Annotated in this window: 17 protein-coding genes; 5 read left to right on the top strand and 12 right to left on the bottom strand. The window is 44.0% G+C overall.

Annotation, left to right across the window (positions count from 1 at the left end; all coding sequences use genetic code 11):
- Nucleotides 1-79 precede the first annotated feature (79 nt).
- Both QUA07_RS11300 and QUA07_RS11295 read left to right on the top strand, forming a co-directional pair.
- A complete protein-coding gene (locus QUA07_RS11300) occupies nt 80-2,041 on the top strand; it encodes a serine/threonine-protein kinase (protein ID WP_333325013.1) in 1,962 nt (653 codons plus the stop codon).
- Between the two features lie 83 nt (nt 2,042-2,124).
- Nucleotides 2,125-3,399 (top strand): serine/threonine-protein kinase, encoded by a 1,275-nt coding sequence (locus tag QUA07_RS11295; protein WP_333325011.1) that lies wholly within the window; start codon nt 2,125-2,127, stop codon nt 3,397-3,399.
- Here QUA07_RS11295 and QUA07_RS11290 read toward each other — a convergent pair.
- The 3 genes from QUA07_RS11290 to cynS all read right to left on the bottom strand — a co-directional run bounded on the left by QUA07_RS11290 (nt 3,391) and on the right by cynS (nt 6,093).
- Nucleotides 3,391-3,987, bottom strand: coding sequence for a type IV pilin-like G/H family protein (locus QUA07_RS11290; protein WP_333325009.1), 597 nt, complete (start codon nt 3,985-3,987; stop codon nt 3,391-3,393). The genes QUA07_RS11295 and QUA07_RS11290 overlap by 9 nt on opposite strands.
- 55 nt (nt 3,988-4,042) lie before the next feature.
- Nucleotides 4,043-5,422 (bottom strand): ATP-dependent protease ATP-binding subunit ClpX, encoded by a 1,380-nt coding sequence (gene clpX, locus QUA07_RS11285; RefSeq protein ID WP_333325008.1) that lies wholly within the window; start codon nt 5,420-5,422, stop codon nt 4,043-4,045.
- A 227-nt stretch (nt 5,423-5,649) separates the two neighbouring features.
- On the bottom strand, nt 5,650-6,093 hold the full coding sequence (gene cynS, locus QUA07_RS11280) for a cyanase (protein WP_333325007.1): 444 nt from the start codon (nt 6,091-6,093) through the stop codon (nt 5,650-5,652).
- 451 nt (nt 6,094-6,544) lie between these two features.
- On the opposite strand from cynS, the gene QUA07_RS11275 reads away from it, so the two are divergent.
- Together QUA07_RS11275 and QUA07_RS11270 are read left to right on the top strand one after the other, a co-directional pair.
- Nucleotides 6,545-6,889, top strand: a complete 345-nt coding sequence (locus QUA07_RS11275) for a slr1659 superfamily regulator (RefSeq protein WP_333081406.1) — start codon at nt 6,545-6,547, stop codon at nt 6,887-6,889.
- 147 nt (nt 6,890-7,036) lie between these two features.
- Nucleotides 7,037-9,175 carry an ATP-binding protein gene (locus QUA07_RS11270; RefSeq protein ID WP_333325006.1) on the top strand — a complete coding sequence of 713 codons (2,139 nt, stop codon included), beginning with the start codon at nt 7,037-7,039 and terminating at the stop codon, nt 9,173-9,175.
- Between the two features lie 591 nt (nt 9,176-9,766).
- Here QUA07_RS11270 and QUA07_RS11265 read toward each other — a convergent pair.
- Nucleotides 9,767-10,024 (bottom strand): hypothetical protein, encoded by a 258-nt coding sequence (locus tag QUA07_RS11265; protein ID WP_333292767.1) that lies wholly within the window; start codon nt 10,022-10,024, stop codon nt 9,767-9,769.
- Nucleotides 10,025-10,126: 102 nt separating this feature from the next.
- Here QUA07_RS11265 and QUA07_RS11260 point away from each other — a divergent pair, with 102 nt between their 5' ends.
- Nucleotides 10,127-12,712, top strand: coding sequence for a PAS domain S-box protein (locus QUA07_RS11260; protein WP_333325005.1), 2,586 nt, complete (start codon nt 10,127-10,129; stop codon nt 12,710-12,712).
- 93 nt (nt 12,713-12,805) lie between these two features.
- On the opposite strand, the gene QUA07_RS11255 is transcribed toward QUA07_RS11260, so the two are convergent.
- The 8 genes from QUA07_RS11255 to QUA07_RS11220 form a co-directional block, all read right to left on the bottom strand.
- A complete protein-coding gene (locus QUA07_RS11255; RefSeq protein WP_333325004.1) occupies nt 12,806-13,267 on the bottom strand; it encodes a VOC family protein in 462 nt (153 codons plus the stop codon).
- A gap of 495 nt (nt 13,268-13,762) precedes the next feature.
- Nucleotides 13,763-14,248 (bottom strand): glutathione peroxidase, encoded by a 486-nt coding sequence (locus QUA07_RS11250; RefSeq protein WP_333325003.1) that lies wholly within the window; start codon nt 14,246-14,248, stop codon nt 13,763-13,765.
- A 392-nt stretch (nt 14,249-14,640) separates the two neighbouring features.
- Nucleotides 14,641-15,534: a DUF2382 domain-containing protein gene (locus QUA07_RS11245; protein ID WP_333325002.1), complete on the bottom strand. Its 894-nt coding sequence runs from the start codon at nt 15,532-15,534 to the stop codon at nt 14,641-14,643.
- 220 nt (nt 15,535-15,754) lie between these two features.
- Nucleotides 15,755-16,615 carry a DUF2382 domain-containing protein gene (locus QUA07_RS11240; RefSeq protein ID WP_333325001.1) on the bottom strand — a complete coding sequence of 287 codons (861 nt, stop codon included), beginning with the start codon at nt 16,613-16,615 and terminating at the stop codon, nt 15,755-15,757.
- Nucleotides 16,616-17,010: 395 nt separating this feature from the next.
- Entirely contained in the window at nt 17,011-17,526 is a 516-nt protein-coding gene (locus QUA07_RS11235) for a DUF1499 domain-containing protein (protein WP_333324999.1), read from the bottom strand.
- 213 nt (nt 17,527-17,739) lie between these two features.
- On the bottom strand, nt 17,740-19,398 hold the full coding sequence (locus QUA07_RS11230) for an adenylate/guanylate cyclase domain-containing protein (RefSeq protein WP_333324996.1): 1,659 nt from the start codon (nt 19,396-19,398) through the stop codon (nt 17,740-17,742).
- The gene (locus tag QUA07_RS11225) at nt 19,373-21,931 is read right to left on the bottom strand and encodes a response regulator (protein ID WP_333324994.1); all 2,559 of its coding nucleotides are present in this window, start codon (nt 21,929-21,931) and stop codon (nt 19,373-19,375) included. The genes QUA07_RS11230 and QUA07_RS11225 overlap by 26 nt, the downstream gene beginning before the upstream one ends.
- Nucleotides 21,928-22,320 (bottom strand): response regulator, encoded by a 393-nt coding sequence (locus QUA07_RS11220; RefSeq protein WP_333081395.1) that lies wholly within the window; start codon nt 22,318-22,320, stop codon nt 21,928-21,930. The genes QUA07_RS11225 and QUA07_RS11220 overlap by 4 nt, the downstream gene beginning before the upstream one ends.
- Between the last annotated feature and the right edge of the window lie 315 nt (nt 22,321-22,635).

The following is a 22,635-nucleotide window of genomic DNA, read 5'->3' as shown; positions in this document are numbered from 1 at the left end:
GTTCGTAGTAAGGACTTTAGTCCTTATAAGATAACGGCTTCAGGACTAAAGTCCTTACTACCAACCATAGTAATTACCTATGAACGCTTTTCCTGACTTTTCCAAACATGGATATCAAATAAGTCGCGAACTCGGATACAACAGTTTGGGCGGTCGCGTCACCTATCTCGCCACAAAAATTAACACAAAAAAATCCGTTGTAATTAAGCAATTTCAATTTGCCCAATTAGGTGCTAGCTGGACAGAATACGAAGCTTACGAACAAGAAATTAAAGTGCTGCAAAAACTGGATTTTCCGGGCATTCCCCGCTATCTCGATTCTTTTCAAACTGACAGTGGTTTCTGCATGGTGCAGGAATACAAAAATGCCGAATCTGCTGTCGCGCAGACTTTTTCCGTGCCCGATATCAAGCAAATTGCGATCGCAACTTTAGATATTTTAGTTGACCTGCAAGCTCAAAAACCGCCGATAATTCACCGCGACATTAAGCCCGAAAACTTGTTAATAGATGACCAGCTCAATGTTTATTTAGTAGACTTCGGTTTTGCTCGTCTAGGAGGTAGAAATATCGCGGCTAGCAGCGTTGTCAAAGGCACGATGGGATTCATGCCGCCGGAGCAAATGTTTAACAGGAAATTAACAAAAGCCTCCGACCTTTACGGCTTGGGGATAACACTAATTTGCTTGTTAAGTGGTACGAAATCTGCGGATGTCGGTAATTTAGTTGATGCCAATTATGGCATTCATTTCCGGCATTTAGTACCGCCATTGCAGCAGGGTTGGATGAATTGGTTGGAGAGGATGGTAGCGCCGAGATTGCAAGACAGATATCCATCGGCTGCGGATGCTTTAACTGCGCTAGAATCTTTGGATGTCAGCAGCTTGCCTAAAGTGAGAATTGAGCGCGATCGCATTCAATTCATCGCCGCAGAATATGGAGAAAAAGTAACACAAATCGTTACCGTTAGCAACCCTATTCCGGATACAATTTTAGCAGGTCGATGGGAAGTAGCACCGCACCCGAACGATCCGCCACATACTCCTTACGACCACCCTTACATCTCCTTTGAACCGCAGAAATTTGAGGGCAATGAGGTTAGGTGCAAAATAACGGTAGATACGAGCAAATTGCTAGCAAGTAAAATTTATCATCGCCAGATGATACTCCATGTTAATTCCGATCCAGATACCCAAAAAATTGAGATTCAAGTTAAAAGTGCTCCTCTTATAGAACCCAAGAAAATGCCATATTTGTTTAAAGATAGAGGGAGTTTTATGTTGGTGTTTATCTGCGTCGGTTGGCTGCTAAGCAACCCGATGGACCCACCGATGTTTTTCACGTTAATAGCTGTCCTACTTCCGGGTTTTGCAGCAGCAGAAAAGACGCTCTATACAGAAAAAGAAAAGACTATATATACAACAGGAAATAAAACTGTAAATTGGTTTCAATCTATCTTAGGAGGCACTTTAGGGATTACAGCAATATTGCTGGCAGCGACTACTGTTTTATCACTTGTTGGTAGTGGTTTTGGTAATAGTACGGGTAAAGAAATCGCTTTACTTGTTGGTTTTGTGATCTCAGCTATAGTTGGTGCTTCAGGTGGTTTTGAGAATAGTAGGAGTTGGACAATGCTGGCATTTGTAGCTTGTGGACTTTTGATTGTCTTTTCTTTACCGACAAGTATAGCAGTGATATTTGTGCTTTTTGTTACTAATTTGGGTTGTTTTAAGGTAGTTTATACCTTAGCTAAAGCCAGGAGTTACGAACAGATTAAAAGAGGTTTTTTTAAGAAAGATGCTGTAGCAATCGCATTTCTAACCGCTGGATTTTACATCAGTTTAGGAGCTGTATTTCAACGGTACTTAAGGTTGGCAAATGAGATGGGTTCGATCGAACCATTAAAAGTTTTAGTTTTAGCAGCAAGTGCGACTGCCCCTCTCCTCGTCACCGCTATTCCCTTACTTTACTTGATTGTTCTTAAAAGAAACAGAATGATGGCTGGCTACCGCAAATCCAAGCCATATTTGATTAAACCATAATCAACAGTTCCTACTAATAACTTTTGTTGGGATTCTTCAATAATTTTAAATACTGAAGTCCTTACTACAAACTTTACAAATTTATGAACGCTTTTCCTGACTTTTCTAACTACGGCTATCAAGTAACTTGCGAGCTCGGGTACAATCGCGCCGGCGGGAGAGTTACCTATCTCGCTACCGAAATTAATACCCAACGTTCCGTCGCTGTCAAACAATTTCAATTTGCCCAAACAGGCGCTAATTGGGCTCAATATCAAGCGTGCGAACAAGAAATTAAGATTTTGCGAGAACTCGATCATCCCAACATTCCCCGCTATTTAGATTCCTTCCAAACTGCATCGGGTTTCTGCATGATTCAGGAATACAAAAATGCCGATTCTCTCGCTATTTTGCGCCAGCTAACACCGCAGCGAACCAAACAAATTGCTATCTCTGTTTTAGAAATACTCAAATACTTGCAAAACCGCGTTCCGCCAGTGATTCACAGAGATTTAAAACCGGAAAATATCTTGGTGGATGATCGTCTGAATGTCAGCCTTGTCGATTTTGGATTTGCTAGAATCGGCGGGGGAGAAGTGGCCGCCAGCAGCGTTGTTAAAGGCACTTTGGGCTTTATGCCGCCAGAACAAATGTTCAATCGGCAGCTAACAGTTGGATCGGATTTATATAGTCTCGGCGCAACGCTAATTTGCTTGCTAATCGGCATCCATTCTACTGAAATTGGCAGCTTGATGGACGATACGGGGGGGATTAATTTTAAACCTCGCTTGCCGCAGCTAACTCCAGAATTTCTTGACTGGTTGCAAAAAATGGTGGAACCTAATTTCAAACACCGTTATCCTTCCGCAGATGTGGCCTTAAATGCTTTGATTCCCCTCGAAGTAGTTCAGCAGCCTAATAACTTAAAACCGGTATTGATATCAGTCGGAATATTAACAGCAATTTCTGCTATTTTTATTCCGCTTTTTTGGAAATCTCCCGAACCTCAAACAGCAGTAGATATCAAACGAGTAATCAACTCAGAAAAATTAAACCCTAAGACTCAAGTAATGTTAACTGACGAATTAGAATCAACGAAACTTAGGAATGTTTGGTCTTTGAAGAAAAACAAAAAAGTCTATTTTGCTGTAAGTGCTGCTAACTTGCCAGAAGGAGAATATAGAAGTTATTGTAAGGTTGTCAACCCTCAAGGACTATTGGCAGCCCAAAGTCAATCTTATTTAAAAACGACGGGCGATCGATTAAATACTTGGTGTTGGTACAATTTTCAAAAGGATGACAAGCCGGGAAAGTGGAAGTTTGAATTTTACTTAGACGGTGAAAGAGTGGCGCAAAATAGTTTCAAGGTCTTACCTTAAGATAGTTGTTCCGGGCTGGCAGTGAATTTCTTTGCCGTCAAAAGTTGGCGGATTCCAAGTTTCTGCATAACTTGCATTAATTCGATCGCTCTCGCAAATGGCAGCAATAGTTGTTATGCCACCCTTTTCTTTAAAAGCAAACACTGCGCCAGTGTAGGATTTCCCGGTGTTCATATCATTAGGTTTCGCAATCGCGATCGCGCTTTCAAATTGTGCTGGTTTGCGGTGATTGTGCAAAGTTTGAACCGGGCCCATTGATGAAACGATCGTGTAATTATAGTTATTGGTCTGTTCTTTAATTCCAATACCCAATTTTCCAATGGAATCGCTAAATTGACCGTATTCTGCATAGTAAGCTTGCTGCGCTCTATTGATGCTTGAAATATATTGTATGGCTTCAAAAAAATTCTTACCCCTTGACGGGGACGGGGGCGGGACGATCGTATTGAGTGGGAAATCGTAAACTGACGCCATGATGCCAGCCACAACCGCGCTGTAAATTGCAATCCTCGGCAGCAAACTGGATACTAACAATCTCGATTTTTTACTGGCTTTAGCTACATTGACTGACATTTTTTTAACTGTCATAAAGTAAATTTGCCAAGCTTGTAGGGTGCGCCACAAGCACCCTACAGATTACAAATTATGCAGTTTCGTGCTGCCGCCATGCGGGATGCCACAGCAATTCAGCAGTCGATCGCTTCTCGACCATTTCAGGAGTAATCATACAGTTAGCCACATCCTTGCGAGAAGGCAACTCGTACATCACATCCAGCATTAACTCCTCTAAAATGCTGCGAAGAGCTCTCGCGCCAGTTTTGCGTCGATAGGCCTCCTGGGCGATCGCCCGTAGCGCTTCCGGCTGGAATTCCAACTCCACGCTGTCCATCTTCAACAGCTTTTGATACTGCTTCACCAGCGCATTCCGGGGCTCGGTCAATATCTGCATCAAAGCTGCTTCATCCAGCGGCGAAATCACCGTTACCACCGGAATCCGCCCCACAAACTCAGGAATTAAACCAAACTTGACTAAATCGTCCGGCTGTACCTGCTGCAAAATATCAGCAGCCCGCTTGTCTTTCCCCGGCAAAGTCGAGTTGCTTTCGCTTTCCGTTGGCTGAATAAAGCCTAAAGATTTTTTACCCAAACGCTGTTCAACTATTTTTTCCAAACCGACAAAAGCACCGCCACAAATAAATAGAATTTTGCTAGTGTCAACTTGAATAAAATCTTGGTAAGGATGTTTGCGGCCGCCTTGCGGGGGAACGTTAACCACTGTTCCTTCCAACATTTTTAGCAGCGCTTGCTGAACTCCTTCTCCCGATACATCCCTAGTGATCGAAGTGTTTTCACTTTTGCGAGCAATCTTGTCAATTTCATCAATATAAATAATGCCACGTTGCGCCGCTTCAACATCAAAATCTGACATTTGCAACAGCCGCAGCAAGATATTTTCTACATCGTCGCCGACATATCCAGCTTCTGTCAGTGTCGTCGCATCCGCTACTGCAAACGGAACTTCGAGCATTTGCGCCAAACTTTGCGCTAACAAAGTTTTGCCACAACCTGTGGGCCCGACTAGCAGGATGTTGGATTTTTGCAGTTCTACATCGCTGTCAGGGGAAGACTTCTCGCTATCTTTAGCTTGGTCAACGCTCAAGCGCTTGTAGTGGTTGTAAACTGCTACAGAAAGAACTTTTTTTGCTGAATGCTGGCCGATGACGTGGTTGTCTAAATGCTGCTTAATCTCTGTTGGTTTCGGAATTTGAGCTAGAACGATTTTCGATTTGTTCGATCGACCCGGGCGCCGGGTTCCTTGTCCCTGAGACTCTCGCACCTCTGATTGGGGAATCTGTTGACCAATTGTTTTACTGGAGTCAAAGAACTCCTCCTCTAAAATTTCATTGCACAGTTCCACGCATTCATCGCAAATGTATACGCCGGGCCCAGCTATTAACTTGCGGACGTACTCTTGCGACTTGCCGCAAAAGGAGCATCTGAGATGGGAGTCATATTTTGACATATTTGCCTCTTAATTTACGGTTGCGGTTGCTTGTTTCGACTGGGGAAGTTGCCGCGGGAGCGACCTTAGCTTTGCCCTAGAAGGGTTTCCCGATCGGACACCCAAGCCAGTCAAGCTTCGCGATCTCTATTTCTAAGTTAACACTTTTGAGGCTTTAGTCATTAGTCACGAGTCATTCGAGAAAATTTGAATTTTTCATTTTCACTTGAAAATAAAGCCGCACGGGCTTACCATTTTTTGTATTCCAAAAATTTTCCCGACATAATTATTTTCACTCGATCGCCTTTTGGGTCTGCTTCTTTCTCGACATCCATAGTAAAGTCGATCGCGCTCATAATCCCGTCACCAAATTTTTCGTGAATCACTGCTTTGAGTGGCATCCCGTAAACCTGCATAATTTCATAGAAACGATAAATCAGAGGGTCAACTGGAACCGGGGATTCCAAAGAACCTTTTAAGGAAGGTTCACAGAGAACCGCAGCCGTCTCGCTATCTAGCCCCAAAGCCGAGACAATTTTCTCGGCTTCATCTTCTGATGCGGTAGCTTGACGATAAAGAACCGCCGCAATCCAAACTTCGTCGCGCCCCAAAACTTTTTCCAAATCTGCAAAACTAATTCCTTGAGCTTTTTTAGCAGCCAAAAGCTTTTCTGTAATTCCTGAAATTGCCATTAAATATTCTCCCCTTCACTCCAGTGTCAGATGTGAAATATCTCTCATGTTTTGGGGATTTTGTCAATACCAAGTTGAGAATAAAATCCAATTGATAGCTCGGATCATCAGCAAAAGCCGCTCTCGTCAACCCACAACTCATACAATTTGAGATTTGAGATTTGAGATGTTAGGTTGGCAATGACTGATGACTATCAGGGTTTGGAGCTAGTCAACAGTTGCATTCTTTTTGCCAACTGGTATCACAACTCACACAACTGATAAATCCTAAAATAACTCATAACTGCCCTGTGGCAATGGTACAGTTGGCACTATATGTAATAAAAGTTACACAAGCCAAGGCATTCGGCATTGGGCAAACGGCTGAATTTTGATCGTGCTAGCCTGAAGCTCAATCCTCGCTCACGCAGGCAAGCCCCTTTACCACTCAAAACCGGCAACTGACAAAAGTATGGAGATTCAGACCAAAGATTACACGATCCAGTACGATCGCGCTACGCAAACAGTCACCTGTAGCGGCTCGTTCCGACTCAGCCAGGCGGAAGAATACGAACCGATCGTCGATCTGCTCAACGAAGTGGCTGACTCCTGCCCAAACACCGTTACTCTAGACTTGCGAAAGCTAGAATTTTTAAATAGTTCTGGAATTAATATTGTCTCAAAATTTGTGATCAAAGTCCGCCAGCAAAAAAATATTCAAATCGCCATCAAAGGCTCTAAACAGATCCCCTGGCAGATAAAATCCCTGAAGAACTTGCAGCGGCTGATGCCTTCCTTGCACTTAGAATTGGAATAATAACGAAAAAGGTAAACAGGAATCCCCGGCTAAGTCCGAGAACCAGGATGAGGGTGGCTGAAGTTAATCGCAATAAGTCATAGTTAAACTAGCACAAAACCCTAAAAAACTTCAGAACCGACTAAAAATTACCAATTTTCAATTGCTATGCAGGAAGAACCATCCACAGAACAGCTACTTTTCGACGTTCAGCGGCTGAGTGCGGAACTTGAAAACTTGAAGCGCGAAAAGGTTGACCTAGAAATTTTGCTGGAGACTACCACCGAACATTCAGATACGATGGAAGCTCACTTGCTGAGCAAAGCTCAGTTGGCGCTGCGTTCAAGCGAAGAGCAGTTTCGGGCGATCGCCTCGGCAACTCCCGTGCCGATATTAGTTTCTCGCCTCTGTGACGGCTTAATTATGTATGCGAACGCTCAATTGGCTTCTCTCCTGAACATACCCCTAGAAAAATTGATCGGCTGCTGCACTCCAGACTTTTACTTCAACCCCGCAGATCGCCCAAAGGTACTTGAGGCACTTGCTAAAGAGGGATACCTGCAAAACTACGAAATCCACTGTAAAAAATCAGACGGCACCGCTTTCTGGGCGATGATCTCGGTTCAGTCGCTGGTGTTTAACGGGCAGCCGACAGCATTGTGCGCCTTGTACGACCTCACCCAGCGCAAGGAAGCAGAACAAACCCTCCAAGAGAGCGAAAAGCGTCTCCGCCGCCAGAGTTTGGCTTTGTTGCAGCTAGGTAGGCAGAGGACTCTCAACAGCGGTGCGCTGAATGTGGGAATTCGCGAAATTACCGAGGCTGCTGCCCGGACTTTGGATGTGGAAAAAGTCAGCGTCTGGCTTTACAACCATGGAAGATTTGGAAATCGCTACCCCAGCGATCAGCAGCTAAATTTTACGGAGAGAGTGCTCGCCCACAACCAAACAGAGCCACTCGATACAGAGGCCACTACCCCTGATCAAAACGAGGGGGTTAATCATTCTAAGTTTAAAATCCCCAACCTCAAATTAGTTTGTCTCGACGTGTACGATCGCACCCAAGAGAATCATTTGAACCGGGAGTCCATATCGGCAAGCGATTTAAATTTATCAATTTTAGATGTTGAAGGCGACGCACCGGGCGAAAATTTGCGATCGGACAATGCTTTAGAACCTACGACAAAGACTCAAAACTCTCTACAAACAAATTTGTCCCACTCATCTTCCCTAGCCGAACATTCCGGTGTGCTGCCAAATGCCAGCAAGCCGAATTCATCCATATTAAATGTAGCAATTAGGCTCGGTGGCCAGATCGTGGGCATCCTCTCTCTCGAACATATCGGCGCGCCCCGCCAGTGGGCTCTGGAGGAGCGCACCTTCGCTGATTCTTTGGCAAATTTGGTAGCACTGGCGATCGAAGGATTTGAGCGCCAGCGGGCTCAGGAAGCACTCTCCAAAGCCAAAGCGCAGCTAGAAATGACCGTCGATCAGCGCACCACTCAACTCACCACCGCCAATAAACTGCTCCGCATCGAAATTGCCGAGCGCAAAAGAGCCGAAATAGCCTTGCAAGAAGCCTTACACAAAGCTGAAGCAGCTTCGAGAGCTAAAAGCACTTTTTTAGCCAATATGAGCCACGAGCTGCGGACGCCGCTCAACGCGATTATCGGTTACAGCGAAATGCTACAAGAAGAAGCACGGGAATCGGGACTCGAAGAGATCATTCCCGATACCCAAAAAATTTATAACGCCGGCAAACACTTGCTGACTTTAATTAACGATATTTTAGACCTTTCTAAGATAGAAGCAGGTCGGATGGAGCTTTATTTAGAAAAATTTGACCTCAGTAATTTAATAGAAGAAGTTGTTGCAACTTTGCACCCTTTGGTCGAAAAAAATCACAATCAATTGCAAGTTTCTTGCTCTGAAAATTTGGGAGTGATGTATGCAGATTTGACTAAAGTCCGGCAAATTCTGTTCAATTTGCTCTCGAATGCCCTGAAGTTTACCGAAGGTGGAACGGTGCTGTTGAGTGCGACTCGCGAACCAGCAGGCGATAGCGATTGGGTGTATTTGCAGGTATCTGATACGGGGATTGGAATGTCGGCTGAACAGCAACAGAATTTGTTTCAACCTTTTATTCAAGGGGACGCTTCGACTACTCGCAAGTACGGCGGCACCGGTTTAGGATTGGCCATTAGCCGCTTGTTTTGCCAGATGATGGGCGGCGATATCACTGTGGAGAGTGAGTTGGAGGTGGGCTCTACTTTTACTGTTCATTTAAAGACAAAAGTTGATATTAGTTAGAAGCAAGTTGGGTAACTAGCAATGTAGCGGATTTAAGGGATTTAACGGGTGGGTATTTTTCCAGAAATTGTGGGCCGGATTTAACGGATTTAACGAATAGCAAAAGATGGAAGAATTTCCCCCTTACTAATTTTCCCCTTACCAATTACCCATTACCAATTACCCATTCCCTTTTTAATTGTGACACCGATCGCGATCGACCTCTGTTGTCGATCACACAGTAGCATTTTTTTTCAGCCTAGAATACCTATATTATTCCAAGATTGTCCTGCAGGCACGATCGGGGGCCTCGCTGCATTCACAATTCCCACCTCAACCTAATTAAGGCGGTGGGGGGTTGCTTCCAGAAAGGCAATTTGGTAAAAGTAATGCTATGGTCGCGAAGCAGTAGAAGGCAAAAGTTAACAGGAAATCAGGAAGTTTCAAAAGTCTCTGGACGCAGAAACATAATTCTGCTTTTTGCCTTCATACTGCTTCTACGGGCGAGATAGCATTGCTGCTGAAAGCAATGCACAATTTCTCAGAATCAAAGGAGTGCATCTACATGATTAAACCTTGCAGTCAACCGCTAAAAATAAACCCTTTTACTTGTTATCGCGATCCGGCTACAGGCAGGTGGACTACTGTAGTTACAAGTGTTCCAAACACTTGCGAAACAGACTCTAGTTTAAAAGCAGAAGCCGAAGGCGAAAACGAAGGTAAAGCAGAAACGATCCTTTCTGCTTCGCCTGCTGTCTCGGTGTCGAAAAAAGTTCTTTCCTTCTCCGTGCCTCCGTTTAAACACCGTGCCAAAAAATCTGCTGTTAGTGTCAGCAGGTAGCTATCGCAGGGGTCTAATCTAGTTTCCACGGTTAGTCCCCGGCGATCGTCAAACCAAACAAAACAAACTTATCCATAGCCTAAACTGCCAAAAAGCGATATACTGGCAGCAAACTTTCTCCTTCAATATTCGTGAAGTATTTGCTCGCTCGCTGCCTCCACTTTGTATGGACAGACCGACCAATTCGCCAGCGGGGAACAATCATCGTTGCTATCCCCATTATTTTTCTGTTTGCTTCGCTGCTAGCAATTGCACGCCTCCGGCAGATTACCATACAGATAAGAGAGCGAGCAGATACTAATAGGGCAATACTTCAGGAAACTAACCGCTTGTTAACCCTCGTGGTGGATGCGGAAACGGGCATTCGAGGTTACGGGTTGACGAAGCGCCGCGCATTTCTCTCACCCTACTTAGAAGCCAAGAAGAGTTTGCCTCCGCTGCTGGCTGAACTCAAGGTTATGGTTCAAGAAAACAAAGTGCAAGCTCAGCGATTTGAAGATATAAAAAAAAGTACCGAACAGCATATAAATTTCTTGCAAAACACTTTGAATAAGCTCGACAGTTCGGCAACAAGCGTGCAGTCGCCGGAAATAATTGAGGTGTTCACTCAAGGCAAAGTGAGGAGGGATAACCTTCGCGCAAAAATTAATGTGTTTGCTAATGCCGGCGAAGCCTACCAGAAAGCTCTAGATCAGCAAAGACGGGGTTTGATAGATTTCACTAATTTTGTGCAAGTTGGTGGTTTGCTTTTCGGCTGTTTGGGCGCCGGGGCTTCCTGGTATTTATTTGATGGTTTAGAGAAGGAATTGAGGAAGCGGGAAGCCGGCTTGGAAGAAAGTAAAAGTCGCATTCAAGCTGTGGTAGACAATGCGGCTGACGGGATTATTACTTTGGACGCACGGGGAAATATTGAGTCTTTTAATAGGGCAGCAGAAAAGATTTTTGGCGAGAAAGCCGATCGAATAATTGGCTCTAACCTGCGGCGACTGATAGCTCAACCGCAGCCATACAACAGCGTGGGGGATTATTCGGTCGAATATTTTGTGTTACATCCAGATACTACGCTGAAGACTTACCAGCAAGAAACAGTTGGAATTCGCCACGATGGAACTAAGTTTCCGATGGAGTTAGCTATCAGCGAAATGCGTCTGGCAAATCAACATTTGTTTATTGCAATTTGCCGCGATGCCAGAGGACGAAAACAAGCCGAGGAAACTCTGCGAAAGCAAGCGCAAATGCTGAATTTGGCAAATGATACGATCGCGGTACTAGACTTGAATGGGGCAATTTCTTATTGGAATTTGGGGGCGAAGTGGCTTTACGGGTGGCGGAAGTCGCAAGCAATAGGAAAAAATATTCACAAGCTTTTACAAACAGAATGGACCCAACCTTTTGAGGTAATTCAAAAAGTATTTTTCGAGAAGGGTTCTTGGCAAGGAGAACTGGTGCGAACTAAGAAAGACGGGACAAAAATAACGGTGGCAAGCCGATGGACTTTGCAGTACGACGATCAAGATCAACCGGTTGCTATTTTGGAAATCAGCAACGATATTAGCGATCGCAAACGCTCAGAAATTGCTTTAGCCCAAAGCGCCCAGCGGTTTCGCGCTACTTTTGAGCAGGCGGCAGTCGGCATGGTTCAAGCGAGTGTGGAAGGCAAATTTCTGTTAGTCAATCAAAAAATTTGCGAAATTTTGGGCTACAGCCGCCAAGAATTGGTGGAGAAAAAATTTCAGGATATTACTTGGCCTGGAGATTTGGCAAGTGAACTGGAACTTGTGCGCCAATTGTTAGCAGGAGAAATTGAAAATTTCTCTCTGGAAAAGCGCTACATCCGCAAAGACGGAGAGTTGGTGTGGGCAAACTTGACGGTTTCGCTGCTGCGAGAACAAAATGGCACTCAATTTCTGATGAGTGTGGTTGAAGATATTAGGGATCGCAAACAAGCGCAGGAATCGCTGCGGTTGCGCGCTCAAGAATTGAGGTTAACAGCCCAAAATCTGGCTCAAACGACGAATGTTTTAAGAAAGCGGAATCAAGAATTAGACCAGTTTGCTTATGTAGTTTCTCACGATTTGAAAGCGCCACTCAGGGCGATCGCAAATCTCAGCAGTTGGATAGAAGAAGACCTCAGCGAGTCGATGACAGAGGATACTCTGCACCAAATGAACCTGCTGCGTGGCAGAGTTCACAGGATGGAAGGTTTGATTGAGGGACTGCTGCAATATTCCCGCGTCGGACGAATTCAAGTGCCTTCAGAAATGGTAAAAGTTGAGAATTTATTAGCCGAAATTATTGATTCGTTGGCGCCACCCTCTGGATTTGAGGTGAAAGTTGAACCGGGAATGCCAACTTTTGTGACAGAAATATTGCTGTTGCAACAGGTTTTTTCTAATTTAATTAGCAACGCAATTAAGCACAACCGAGCTGAATCGGGTCACGTAAAAATCTCGGTTAAAGAGTTAGATGATTTTTACGAATTTTCTGTAGAGGACGACGGGCCGGGAATTGATCCTCAATATCACGATAAAGTTTTTGTGATTTTTCAGACCTTGGAAGCTCGCGATAAAGTAGAAAATACTGGGATTGGTTTGTCGCTGGTGAAAAAAATTGTCGAAGGTCAAGGGGGCAGTATTTCCATAGAATCTGCCGAAGGTGAGGGAGCTACTTTTCGGTTTACTTGGCCGAAGCAACCTATTAGCCAAGACGGAACATAAAACAACTCTAAAGGTAGGATGTTTACGGATTACCGCAATCCAAAGAGTAAATGTAGGGTGCACCCGGACTACAGAGAACCCGATAGCGAGTGTTTAAACTGGATCACAACGGATTTCGATGATAAATCCATCAGGATCGTAAAAGTAAATGCCGCGTCCTGTAGCGCGAGTGACGGGGCCGCTGTCGATCGCAATTTGATTAGACTTTAGCACTTCCAGAGCGCGATCGAACAAAGCCGGATCGATGTCGAAGGCTAAGTGGTTGGCGCGGGTAAAAGCTTTCTCCGGGTCTGAATTTGGCGGTTCCAAGTCTGGCTGCCAAAATAAGTCAATAACAGTGCCGTCTGGGGTAACGAAATTAGCGACTTTACCAGCGGCTACCATTTCTGTTAAAGTTGCGGGAATTTCTGCACCTGTTAGTTCGTGCAGGCCGAGAATTGTACCGTAGAAGTGGCGGGAAGCTTTCATGTCGCGCACGTTTAAAGCGATATGGTGAACGCGGCGCAAATTCCCCGGCGCGAGGGCAATTTTGACGTTGTTTTCGGTAGTTTGCATGATTGTCATCAATTGCGAATGTTCAAATTGAAAGCAGTTTGATTTATTCAGATGATGCCCTGTAAAATAATCATTTTAAGTTTGTAGTGAGGACTGCTGCCATCCGATTTCTAGGAAGACTTCAGTCCTCACTACCAACACTTTTATTCGGGTCGTGCGATCGCACATACTATCCATTAGTATTATTTTTCTTTAGGAAACGATGCCATGCCTACAAATAGCATTGCCAGACCACCTGCCAGAATTGCGAAGGCAAGTACACCTACAACTAAATCTAATCCCGATGTATTTTCCATTAAATTAAACCGTTCTCCAATTAAATACAATCATCGGTATTTGTTCATGGTTTAGTGCTTGCACACAATGGGGAATATCAGAAGAAAAAAATTAGCTCTCAATTTATTATAAAAAAAGCCTATTAATTTCTTCCCTATTCCCTAAACATCCATCCGTTAAATCCGTGAAATTCTGTACCCTGCTTATTTGCCGAAATTCTTATTTTGCCAATTCTCGATCGATAGCAGCGATTAGTTCTGGCGAATCGGGGCCAACACTGCTGCGGAATCTGGCCACCACTTCACCCTGTTTGCTAACTAAGAATTTCTCAAAATTCCACGAAACCTCACCCTTGGGATCGACTGCATTCGTAAGCTTAGCGTATAGCGGGTGCTGTTGAGTACCTTTAGCCCGTACTTTGTCAAATAATTCAAAGGTTACGCCGTACTTGGTAGTACAGAAAGTGACGATTTCTGGATTACTTCCGGGTTCTTGACCTCCGAAGTCGTTGCAGGGAAATCCTAAAACACGGAGTCCAGCCTCGCTGTACTTCTTGCTCAATTCTTCGAGCCCTTTGTATTGAGGTGTATAGCCACATTTCGAGGCTACATTAACTATCAAGAGTACCTGGCCAGCGTACTCTCCTAGCTGCTTGTCTTCGCCTACGATCGTTTTTACTTTAATGTCGGAGATTGTGCTTGGCATTTTCAAATACTTTTAAATTTTACCACCACAATTTTACCCCAAGTCGGTACAATTTTGTCTAGATGCCGATCACTAAAAATTTCAATATCCCGGTCGGGGCGGGTTGACGGGTATCGCGCTTATATTATAGATATGGGTGAACCCGCCCCTACCAAAATTACGGTTAATTTACCCAAGACGATATTAGTAGATGGCTGTGAAATTTTCCCACAGCATCTATAACAATCCTTGCATCATTTGTGAATTTCTTACTCCCTCCCCTTGAGAAGGGGAGGGTTGGGGTGGGGTAAAAAGTTTACGACTCCTGCAAGGATTACTATATCCCCCCAGTCAGCTATTAGATTTAAGTTTCTTGCTAATAGCTAAAATCTACAGGGAAAAGCACGAAAAATTTAACTCTCTGAGTGGTGTTCCGTCATCCATTTTTGGTAAGTATCCTCAAGTTGCTTGTCTTCGAGAACGAGTTCGAGGCGGACTTTGACGCAACCGTGGCGGGGTTGAGAGGCGATCGAATTTAAGATCTTGCTAGCTTTCTGCACAGAGGTAAATTCAGCCTTAACTGTCGGTTCTTGGCGATCGCTCTTAATCTCCGTCAAATCTATACCGGTGATGTTTCCCTCGCCTAAATCTATTTCGGCCAACACCTTCGGATCGTCGCCGACTTGTTCGACAATCAGCTTTTCCCACTGGATGGGTACTTGTACCATCCGAGTTTCAATTTCTTTACGCACTATGACTTCGCCGACTTTGCGCTTGCTGCGATTGATCACCAATCGTTCTTCTAGCAGGCGAATTACTTCTTGATCGACAATATCGAAGTTGTCCTCATCCTCATCTGTCTCCAAATTGGGATCTGTGAGATCGGCATCTGTTAGATTTGACATATCTGTTGAGGGATTGGTTAACTCACTGTTGCTAAATTCACTATGCGTTTCAGAGGCATTTTCTAAATACGGATGCGCGCCACTAGCCGACACTACCGGCAGCATATCGACTTGATCCGAATTAATAGTTACAAACAGCGCTTTTTGGTGATAATCGACTTTTTTGAGCAGCTTAATACTTAATAAAAAAGTGCGGGGATTTTCGCTACCTAACCCGGCTACCACAAAATTTAACTGACCGTTAGCATCAAAATAGACATCTTTAACTTTGCCGACCAAGTGACCTTGGTTGTCTTTGACGGTAAAACTTTTTAGCTTAGTTCTGACTTTTTCAGGAACCCGGTTGAGACGGGTTATTGATTTAGCAGTTGCTATCTTTTCTGCTGATGCTTGACCGTTCATTTTTTAAACTTTCCTGCTTAGGGATTTTTATTATGAATTGGTAAGGGGAAATTGGTAAAGGCGGGGAAAGTGCATAAACGTTGCCACAACTAGACAAGTTTTGTACCCCCCCGCCGCTCACATAGGAATTGTGCGATCGCTACCAATCCAATCAAACCTGCGCGGTGACAGAATTATGTCATTAAGGCGCAATTCCTATGCAATAGCTGTTGCGGTTGGTTTAGATCTTTTGATTTGTATTATCTACAACCGCAGTTCCATCAGTCTTAACGTCTAATTCTTCACGACGCAAGGTTTCTTCGCCCTCAACCGTGCTGCGAACAACTTCTTTTCTGATGTTGACTTCTTCGCGCACGAAAGCTTCCTTGTGGATATCGGCAGTTTCTTCGTAGACTTCCATGCGTGCAACTTCCCCTGATTGGAAGTCAGCCTCACCGACTGAAACTACTCGACCCGCTTCTACCGGGGTTACTCGATCGATTACAACTCGTTCTTTTTCAATGGGTACTGAAGCTCGCGCTGTTTCAGTTTCCACGCGCTTGCCAACTGCTACTTCGCCTGTTTTTGCGCGGTGTTTGTTGGCAATCAAGCGTTCTTCATAAAGCTTGAGATTTTGGTGCTGCTGTTCGTTGGTTTCGTAGAGAGGGCGGTCGATATCGTAGTTGTAGCTGCTGCGATCGTAGCTAGCAGGAGTTGCAGTGCTTGCAGCGGCAGTTTCTTGATTGCGGTAGACGCCTCTTACCTGTTCTTCGCGATCGTAATCTACTGCTTCTAATTCATTGTAAGCCGGCAATTGTTCTGCTTGAGCTTTGTTGCGAAGGCCTGTGGCGTGGACGCGACGGGCTCCGTAGTCGAAGCGGGCCGAGCCGATTGGCAACAATACTTTTTTGCCAAAAATCCAAATACCGGTATCAATTACCAGATAGCGGAAACGACCAGTGTCATCAACCAAAGCGTCATAAACCGTGCCTACTTTTTCATCAGAGTCGCCAGCATAAACATCAAATCCCTTGATGTCGTCTCCCGCAAAAATCTCTTCCTGATAGTTAGGATAAAATTCTGCTAATCTTTGAAGTGCCATGTGTTTTTTCCTCTTTGCTCTACTTAAATTAATAGTAGAAATTAATTCGCTAACTTCCCTCTCCCTAAAGTCAGAAGTGTATAATTTAGGTTGTTTAATACTATAGGAATACTACGGCATCTCTGCTTCTGTGCTAGCGCGCTCAGCTATTTTAAAGATTGTAAAACTATACAATCGTCAATCTTATAACAAGTATTAAAAGTCAAAGCCATCCGTAGGAACAGGGCATTGCTGTGTCCTACTCCCCCTGCCGGAGACTCCTTTGTGGCGTGCCTACTGTTAATAATTGTTAACTATGTGGTGACAAATCAACATTACCTAGTATAGTAATAGACCAAAATTAAAGTCCCTCATCTTGCAGGAGAGGGGCTTCGGGAAAGTTAGAAATTTTCAGTTCAGAGTTGATTGAATTGAGTTCTGATAGCTTCTATCCGACTGCGGTTAACTCCCATATCCGACTGTCCCAGACGGGAAGCCGATCGCACATGGATGACTTTTGCTGCATCATCTACCAAAAATTCCACGTCATCAACAAACCCCATCAAAGCACTGGTAAACTCCGCATAGAGGTAATTATCAGTTGCCGTGATAATTTTAGTTTTTCCATAGGACTCGATTACCCCTTTTAGCTTTACCATCGCTTCACTCTGGGACAAAGTGTATGCCAAAGGCTCAATTTTGTGTTCGGCATCTTGACTGAAGCTGCTGACGCAGTTGGGGGAACTCGGGCACGCTGCGAGTTTTCCTGACTGAATCCCGATATTGGCAGGTCTGGTTCCAGCAAACATTGTTTTTTCTCCGGGTATAGCGATAAAAGTAGCGATCGACAGTACCGCTACTGCTAGCAGTGATATTAAAATAACTAGGACTCTTTTCAACGCTGTCGGCGATTTTGTTTCAACTGTTTGCAAAGGATTAGCCCTCCAGAAAGTGCAAGTTGGATATAATACCAAATCCGGCTTAAATACCCCCTTTATTTCTTAGTCTGCGTGGGCGAAGCCTGCGCGTCAGCGCTTAGGCAGACTTCGTTTGTATAGTAGCGGTTTCAACCGCCGAATCATAAAGGGTATGGCAAACCCAGATTTGGTCTACTTTTCATATTAATTGAAATTGACCTCTAAAATTTAAAAAGATTTTTTTTGTTCTTCAATTAACCAGTAAGTCAGCATTCTTCCTTTACCTTTAACCGGGATATGACCCCGTTCTTCCAAAACAAACTGCTCTTTCAAACGCTCGTAAGTCGCAGCCGTCACTTGAATTTTACCCGGCAATCCGTTCGACTCCATCCGCGAAGCTACATTAACAGTATCTCCCCACAAATCATAGCTAAATTTACTAATCCCAATAATTCCAGCCACCACCGAACCGCTGTGAATTCCGAGTCGCAATTGAAAATTTTCTCCCATTTTGGCATTAAACCTCCTCAAAGCTGCCTGCATCTCCAAAGCTAAAAGTGCGATCGCCTCAGAGTGATCCTCCCGCGGCGTCGGCAAACCCCCAACCACCATGTAAGCATCCCCAATCGTCTTAATCTTTTCCAACCCGTGCAATTCAGACAACCTATCGAACTCCGAGAAAATCCCGTTCAAAATTTCTACCAACTGCGTCGGACTTTTGTGAGCAGAAAACTCTGTAAAACCCACCAAATCAGCAAACAAGACGCTCACATCATCAAAATGATCCGCTATCAACTTTTGCTCTTTTTGTAAGCGATCTGCAATAGGTTTCGGTAAAATATTGAGAAGCAATTTCTCGGTTTGTTCTTGCTGCACTTTCAGCGCTGCTTCAGCTTGTTTCCGCTGAATCAGCGAGCCTAGCTGCGTAGCAACCGCGCTCACTAATTCCAACAAGCGCGGCTGACATTTCAGAACTTTTTCCCGATAGAAAATCAAAATAGCTAACACTTGGTTGTCCGCCAAAATGGGCACCCCAAAAGCCGCTTTCAATCCCACACTAACCGCAATTTCCCCGCGTAAAAAAACTTGTTCAGGTGCAGTAGACACATCATCGATCCATTCAGACTGCTGCGACTGCCAAATCCTACCTGGCAGTCCCACACCGGGAGCAAAAATCAACTGCCAACTTGTTTGTCGGAATTCGGCAAAACTGGAGTCGCTGACGTACCTGCCTGTAGCGCATTTTAAAAAGCCCTCACTGCAAGGAATCCAAGCTTCGCCCAGATTCCATTCAATAGTTTGGCAAATTAAACCTAAAATCACATCTATAGCCGACTCAAAATCCTCAGATTTGCTAATAGCTTGAGTGGCCTGCAGCAGCAACCTTGTTTCCATTTCCACCTGGTGGCGTTCAGCGATTTCCTGGTGCAACTGGATATTTTGAGCGGTCAATTTTTGATTTTTTTCTTGCAATTGCATTTGCAATGAACGCACAGTAAGTTGATTGCTCACTCGAGCCAATACTTCTTTCACCTGAAAAGGTTTGGTGATATAATCGGCTCCGCCAACTTCAAAAGCTTTTGCTTTATTTATTCCTTCTTCTAGCGCGCTGAGAAAAATGATGGGAATTTCCCTAAATTGCGATTGTGCTTTTAATTTTTTACATAGTTCGTAGCCGTCAATATCAGGCATCATAATATCAAGCAAAATCAAATCGGGGGGGCTAGATTGAATTGCATCTAACGCCGAAAAACCATTAGTAACCGGTCGAACCTTATAGCCATTTTTTTGCAAAATTCTAATCAACAAACGCAGATTATCTGGCGTATCGTCAACTACTAAAATATCTGCTTGATAGTTTTCAGTTTGTTCCGCCTTCATCTGCATTATCTGATTCCTCCGCCTCGGCAATTAAATTGAGAATTTTCTGGTAATCAAAATTATCGAGATGACCCTGGAGGATTTCCGCCAATTCAGGATGAGGCTCCCTTATTTCGTCGATTGTCCTGACAATTAAGTCAAAATCAGCACTGCGGATTACCTGCTTTATGTTGTCTATCCATTCTGCGGGAAGTGTAGGTAAATAAGCAAGCGCAGCATTAGGGAGGGAGCCAGATAAATTATTGCGATCGCCTATTGAGATAAAATCCCTTGAGTTAGAGTAGAGATACTTAACCCCCAAATGTTTGGTCAGGGTATCAAATATATCTGTTTTGCGGAAAGGTTTGCTAATAAAATCGTCGCAGCCGACCAGTAAAGCAAACGCTTGCCTTCCTTCAATTGTACTAGCTGTCAAAGCAATAATCTTCGGAATCGGGGAGTCGGGATGGGAAATATTCATTTCCCCCTCTTGCTCTCTCTGCTTGATTCTAGCCTTAATTTGTTTAGTAGCTTCGTAGCCGTCCATCACTGGCATTCGCACATCCATCAAAATTAAATGCGGATGCCACTTTTCCCACATTTCTATTGCTTCCTGACCGTTGGTGGCTTGTTCCACCGCGAAACCCAAAGGAGAAAGCATTTTGACTAAAAGTTGGCGGTTGTCTTCGCGATCGTCCACAATTAAAATCCGGTAGCACGGTTGATTGGGTTCCAACCCACTAACTTCGCGGTTAAGTTCCGGATCGGGAATCTCACCAACATTAACTGCACTGACGGGAATTTCAAATTTAAAAGTAGTGCCTACTTCCAGTTGACTTTCTACGACAATTTCTCCTCCCATCAGGCGGACAAATTGACGGCTGATTTTCAATCCTAAACCCGTGCCTTTCTGAATTTTTTTACCGGAAGCTGTTTGCACAAAAGCCTTAAAAATATTTCCCAATTCTTCAGTAGCAATGCCAACTCCTGTATCTTCAATTTCAAAGAGAAGGAAAAAAATAGGCACAGTTGAATCCTCAGCCTCATCCCTCAATTCTACTCTGGCTAAGTTAGTGCTATTAATCGCAAATTCCCGAATGCTTCTTGTGGTATCAAAGCAAGCTGTAGGACTATCCAATAAATCCATAAATCCCGATTTCTCTAACTTTATAACTCTTAAGATGATTTCGCCTGTTTGGGTAAACTTAATCGCATTACTCAGAAGATTAATCAGCACTTGCCGCAGTTTAATATCATCGGTTCGCACGTACTGAGGAACGTCAGAATCGCGATCGAAACGCAACTGCAATTCTTGAGTTTGTGCCCGCAGTTGAAACATATCTTGCAAATCGTCAAGCAAGCGGTAGAGATCGAAGTTTTTCGGGTTTAGCGTCATCCGCCCCGCTTCGATTTTTGACAAGTCTAAGACTTCATTGATCAAGGTCAGCAAATGTTCGCCACTACGGCGAATAATTCTCATATTTTCTCGGTTTTCGACAGTCAGATCCGGGCTGGGTTCCATGATTTGTGCAAAGCCGAGTATAGAATTGAGAGGGGTGCGTAACTCGTGGCTCATATTGGCCAGAAACGTTCTTTTAGCTTTGTTTGCCGCTTCAGCAGCTAAGACGGCTTGTTGCAGTTGTTCTGTGCGTTCGTCAATTTGCGCTTCTAAGGTGTGGTGGTAATCTGCTAGTATTTTTTCGGCTTGTTTGCGATCGCTAATATCTTGAAAAGCTGCGATCGCATAAACAATATTTCCGCTAGCGTCAAAAATCGGCGTGGTATTGATCTCGATCGCAATTCTTGTGCCACCTTGACGAATTTCTACATCGTCAACCTTGACAGATTCTCCTTTTAGTGCGCGCAAAATTGGCAGATTATCCGGCGGGTATCGCTCATCAGTATTGGCAACATAAAGTTGATAAGTGGCAGCTAATTGTTCCGCAGTGCTTTCCGGGATAGTGTCTGCACCCAGCAAATCCCGCGCTGTCTGGTTGAAATAGGCGATCGAGCCATCGGGATGATAAACAGATACCCCCACTGGTAAAGCTTCTAAAAATTGACTCAGGCGGCTTTCACTCGCAGACAGCGCCTCATTTGCTAGCTTTAACTCCTCGTTTACTTCTTGCCGCTTATGAATTTCATCTGTTAATTTTTGGTCTTGCAAGTAACTGTGAACTGCTTCTACTACCGTTAATTTTAAGTCTTCGTTTTGCCAAGGTTTAGGAAGATAACGGTACAATTTAGCATACTTGATAGCATTACTCAGGGCTTCCAAATCTGCTTGCCCAGTTAGCATAATAGTCAGCGTGTCCGGCGAGCTTTCGTGAATTCTTCTGAGCAGTTCATCCCCTTTAATATCCGGCATGATATAATCGGAAAGCACCAAAGCAATCTCGTATTCATCTGCCTGCAAATCAGCCAGCAACTCTAAAGCATCAGCCCCCCCTTCAGCGGTTTCAATTATACACCGATCGCCGATCGCCTTTTTCAGTTCAATCTTTAAACTGTTCAAAACATCAGGTTCATCATCAATACAAACAATCACAGGTTTTTTCATAATTTAGCCAGCCCAGATTTTATCGTCTCTATTAAGTCTTTGCTTTGCCAGGGTTTGTACAAACAACAGTATAAATCTGCTTCTTCTACTGCCCGCTGAACAGCCGCTGCATCCGCTTGTCCAGTCAACATCACTTTAATGATTTTAGGATATTTTTGGTGAACTTTAATTAAAAGTTCGTCACCTTTAATTCCCGGCATCAGCCAATCAGAAACAACCACAATCACCTGAGCTTTTTCTTGAAAGTCCTCCAGTAAATCTAAAGCTTCATCACCACTTTCAGCTAATTCATAAAAGTAATCATTTTTAAATTCCTTCTTTAGCTGAATCTTGAGAGTATTCAAAATATCGGGTTCATCATCAACGCAAAGAATTATAGGCTTATTCATCTTTTCCTCTCTGCTTAAATTTTAGTAGGTTTACCGACATGACTTGCTTTTACATTGCTTTTACATTATTGATTTCGGGGAAGGATGCAGGATATCTGTCCCCTATCTTATTTTAATAGGACTTCCGAAGATTAACCCGGTTTCTTGTAATAAATCTTGTATTTGTCAGCGAGACAGTAACGAGTGTCAATCGATTTTAGATTTTAGATTTTAGATTTTAGAATTGAAGCATTGACCTCACGGATAAATTCGGGGGGCAAGTTTCATCGGATACAGGTTTTTTATTTCTGGGTCCTGAGTCTGCGAAGGAATGAA

Source organism: Microcoleus sp. T3_A4 (assembly GCF_036700465.1).
In the GTDB taxonomy this organism is placed as follows: domain Bacteria; phylum Cyanobacteriota; class Cyanobacteriia; order Cyanobacteriales; family Microcoleaceae; genus Microcoleus.
This window is presented reverse-complemented; position numbering and strand designations above follow the sequence as displayed.

Excerpts from the sequence above, each read along its gene's own strand:
- QUA07_RS11300 (WP_333325013.1), top strand. The coding sequence starts at position 80 with ATGAACGCTTTTCCTGACTTTTCCAAACATGGATATCAAATAAGTCGC.
- QUA07_RS11295 (WP_333325011.1), top strand. The coding sequence starts at position 2,125 with ATGAACGCTTTTCCTGACTTTTCTAACTACGGCTATCAAGTAACTTGC.
- QUA07_RS11290 (WP_333325009.1), bottom strand. The coding sequence starts at position 3,987 with ATGACAGTTAAAAAAATGTCAGTCAATGTAGCTAAAGCCAGTAAAAAA.
- clpX (WP_333325008.1), bottom strand. The coding sequence starts at position 5,422 with ATGTCAAAATATGACTCCCATCTCAGATGCTCCTTTTGCGGCAAGTCG.
- cynS (WP_333325007.1), bottom strand. The coding sequence starts at position 6,093 with ATGGCAATTTCAGGAATTACAGAAAAGCTTTTGGCTGCTAAAAAAGCT.
- QUA07_RS11275 (WP_333081406.1), top strand. The coding sequence starts at position 6,545 with ATGGAGATTCAGACCAAAGATTACACGATCCAGTACGATCGCGCTACG.
- QUA07_RS11270 (WP_333325006.1), top strand. The coding sequence starts at position 7,037 with ATGCAGGAAGAACCATCCACAGAACAGCTACTTTTCGACGTTCAGCGG.
- QUA07_RS11255 (WP_333325004.1), bottom strand. The coding sequence starts at position 13,267 with ATGCAAACTACCGAAAACAACGTCAAAATTGCCCTCGCGCCGGGGAAT.
- QUA07_RS11250 (WP_333325003.1), bottom strand. The coding sequence starts at position 14,248 with ATGCCAAGCACAATCTCCGACATTAAAGTAAAAACGATCGTAGGCGAA.
- QUA07_RS11245 (WP_333325002.1), bottom strand. The coding sequence starts at position 15,534 with ATGAACGGTCAAGCATCAGCAGAAAAGATAGCAACTGCTAAATCAATA.
- QUA07_RS11240 (WP_333325001.1), bottom strand. The coding sequence starts at position 16,615 with ATGGCACTTCAAAGATTAGCAGAATTTTATCCTAACTATCAGGAAGAG.
- QUA07_RS11230 (WP_333324996.1), bottom strand. The coding sequence starts at position 19,398 with ATGCAGATGAAGGCGGAACAAACTGAAAACTATCAAGCAGATATTTTA.
- QUA07_RS11225 (WP_333324994.1), bottom strand. The coding sequence starts at position 21,931 with ATGAAAAAACCTGTGATTGTTTGTATTGATGATGAACCTGATGTTTTG.
- QUA07_RS11220 (WP_333081395.1), bottom strand. The coding sequence starts at position 22,320 with ATGAATAAGCCTATAATTCTTTGCGTTGATGATGAACCCGATATTTTG.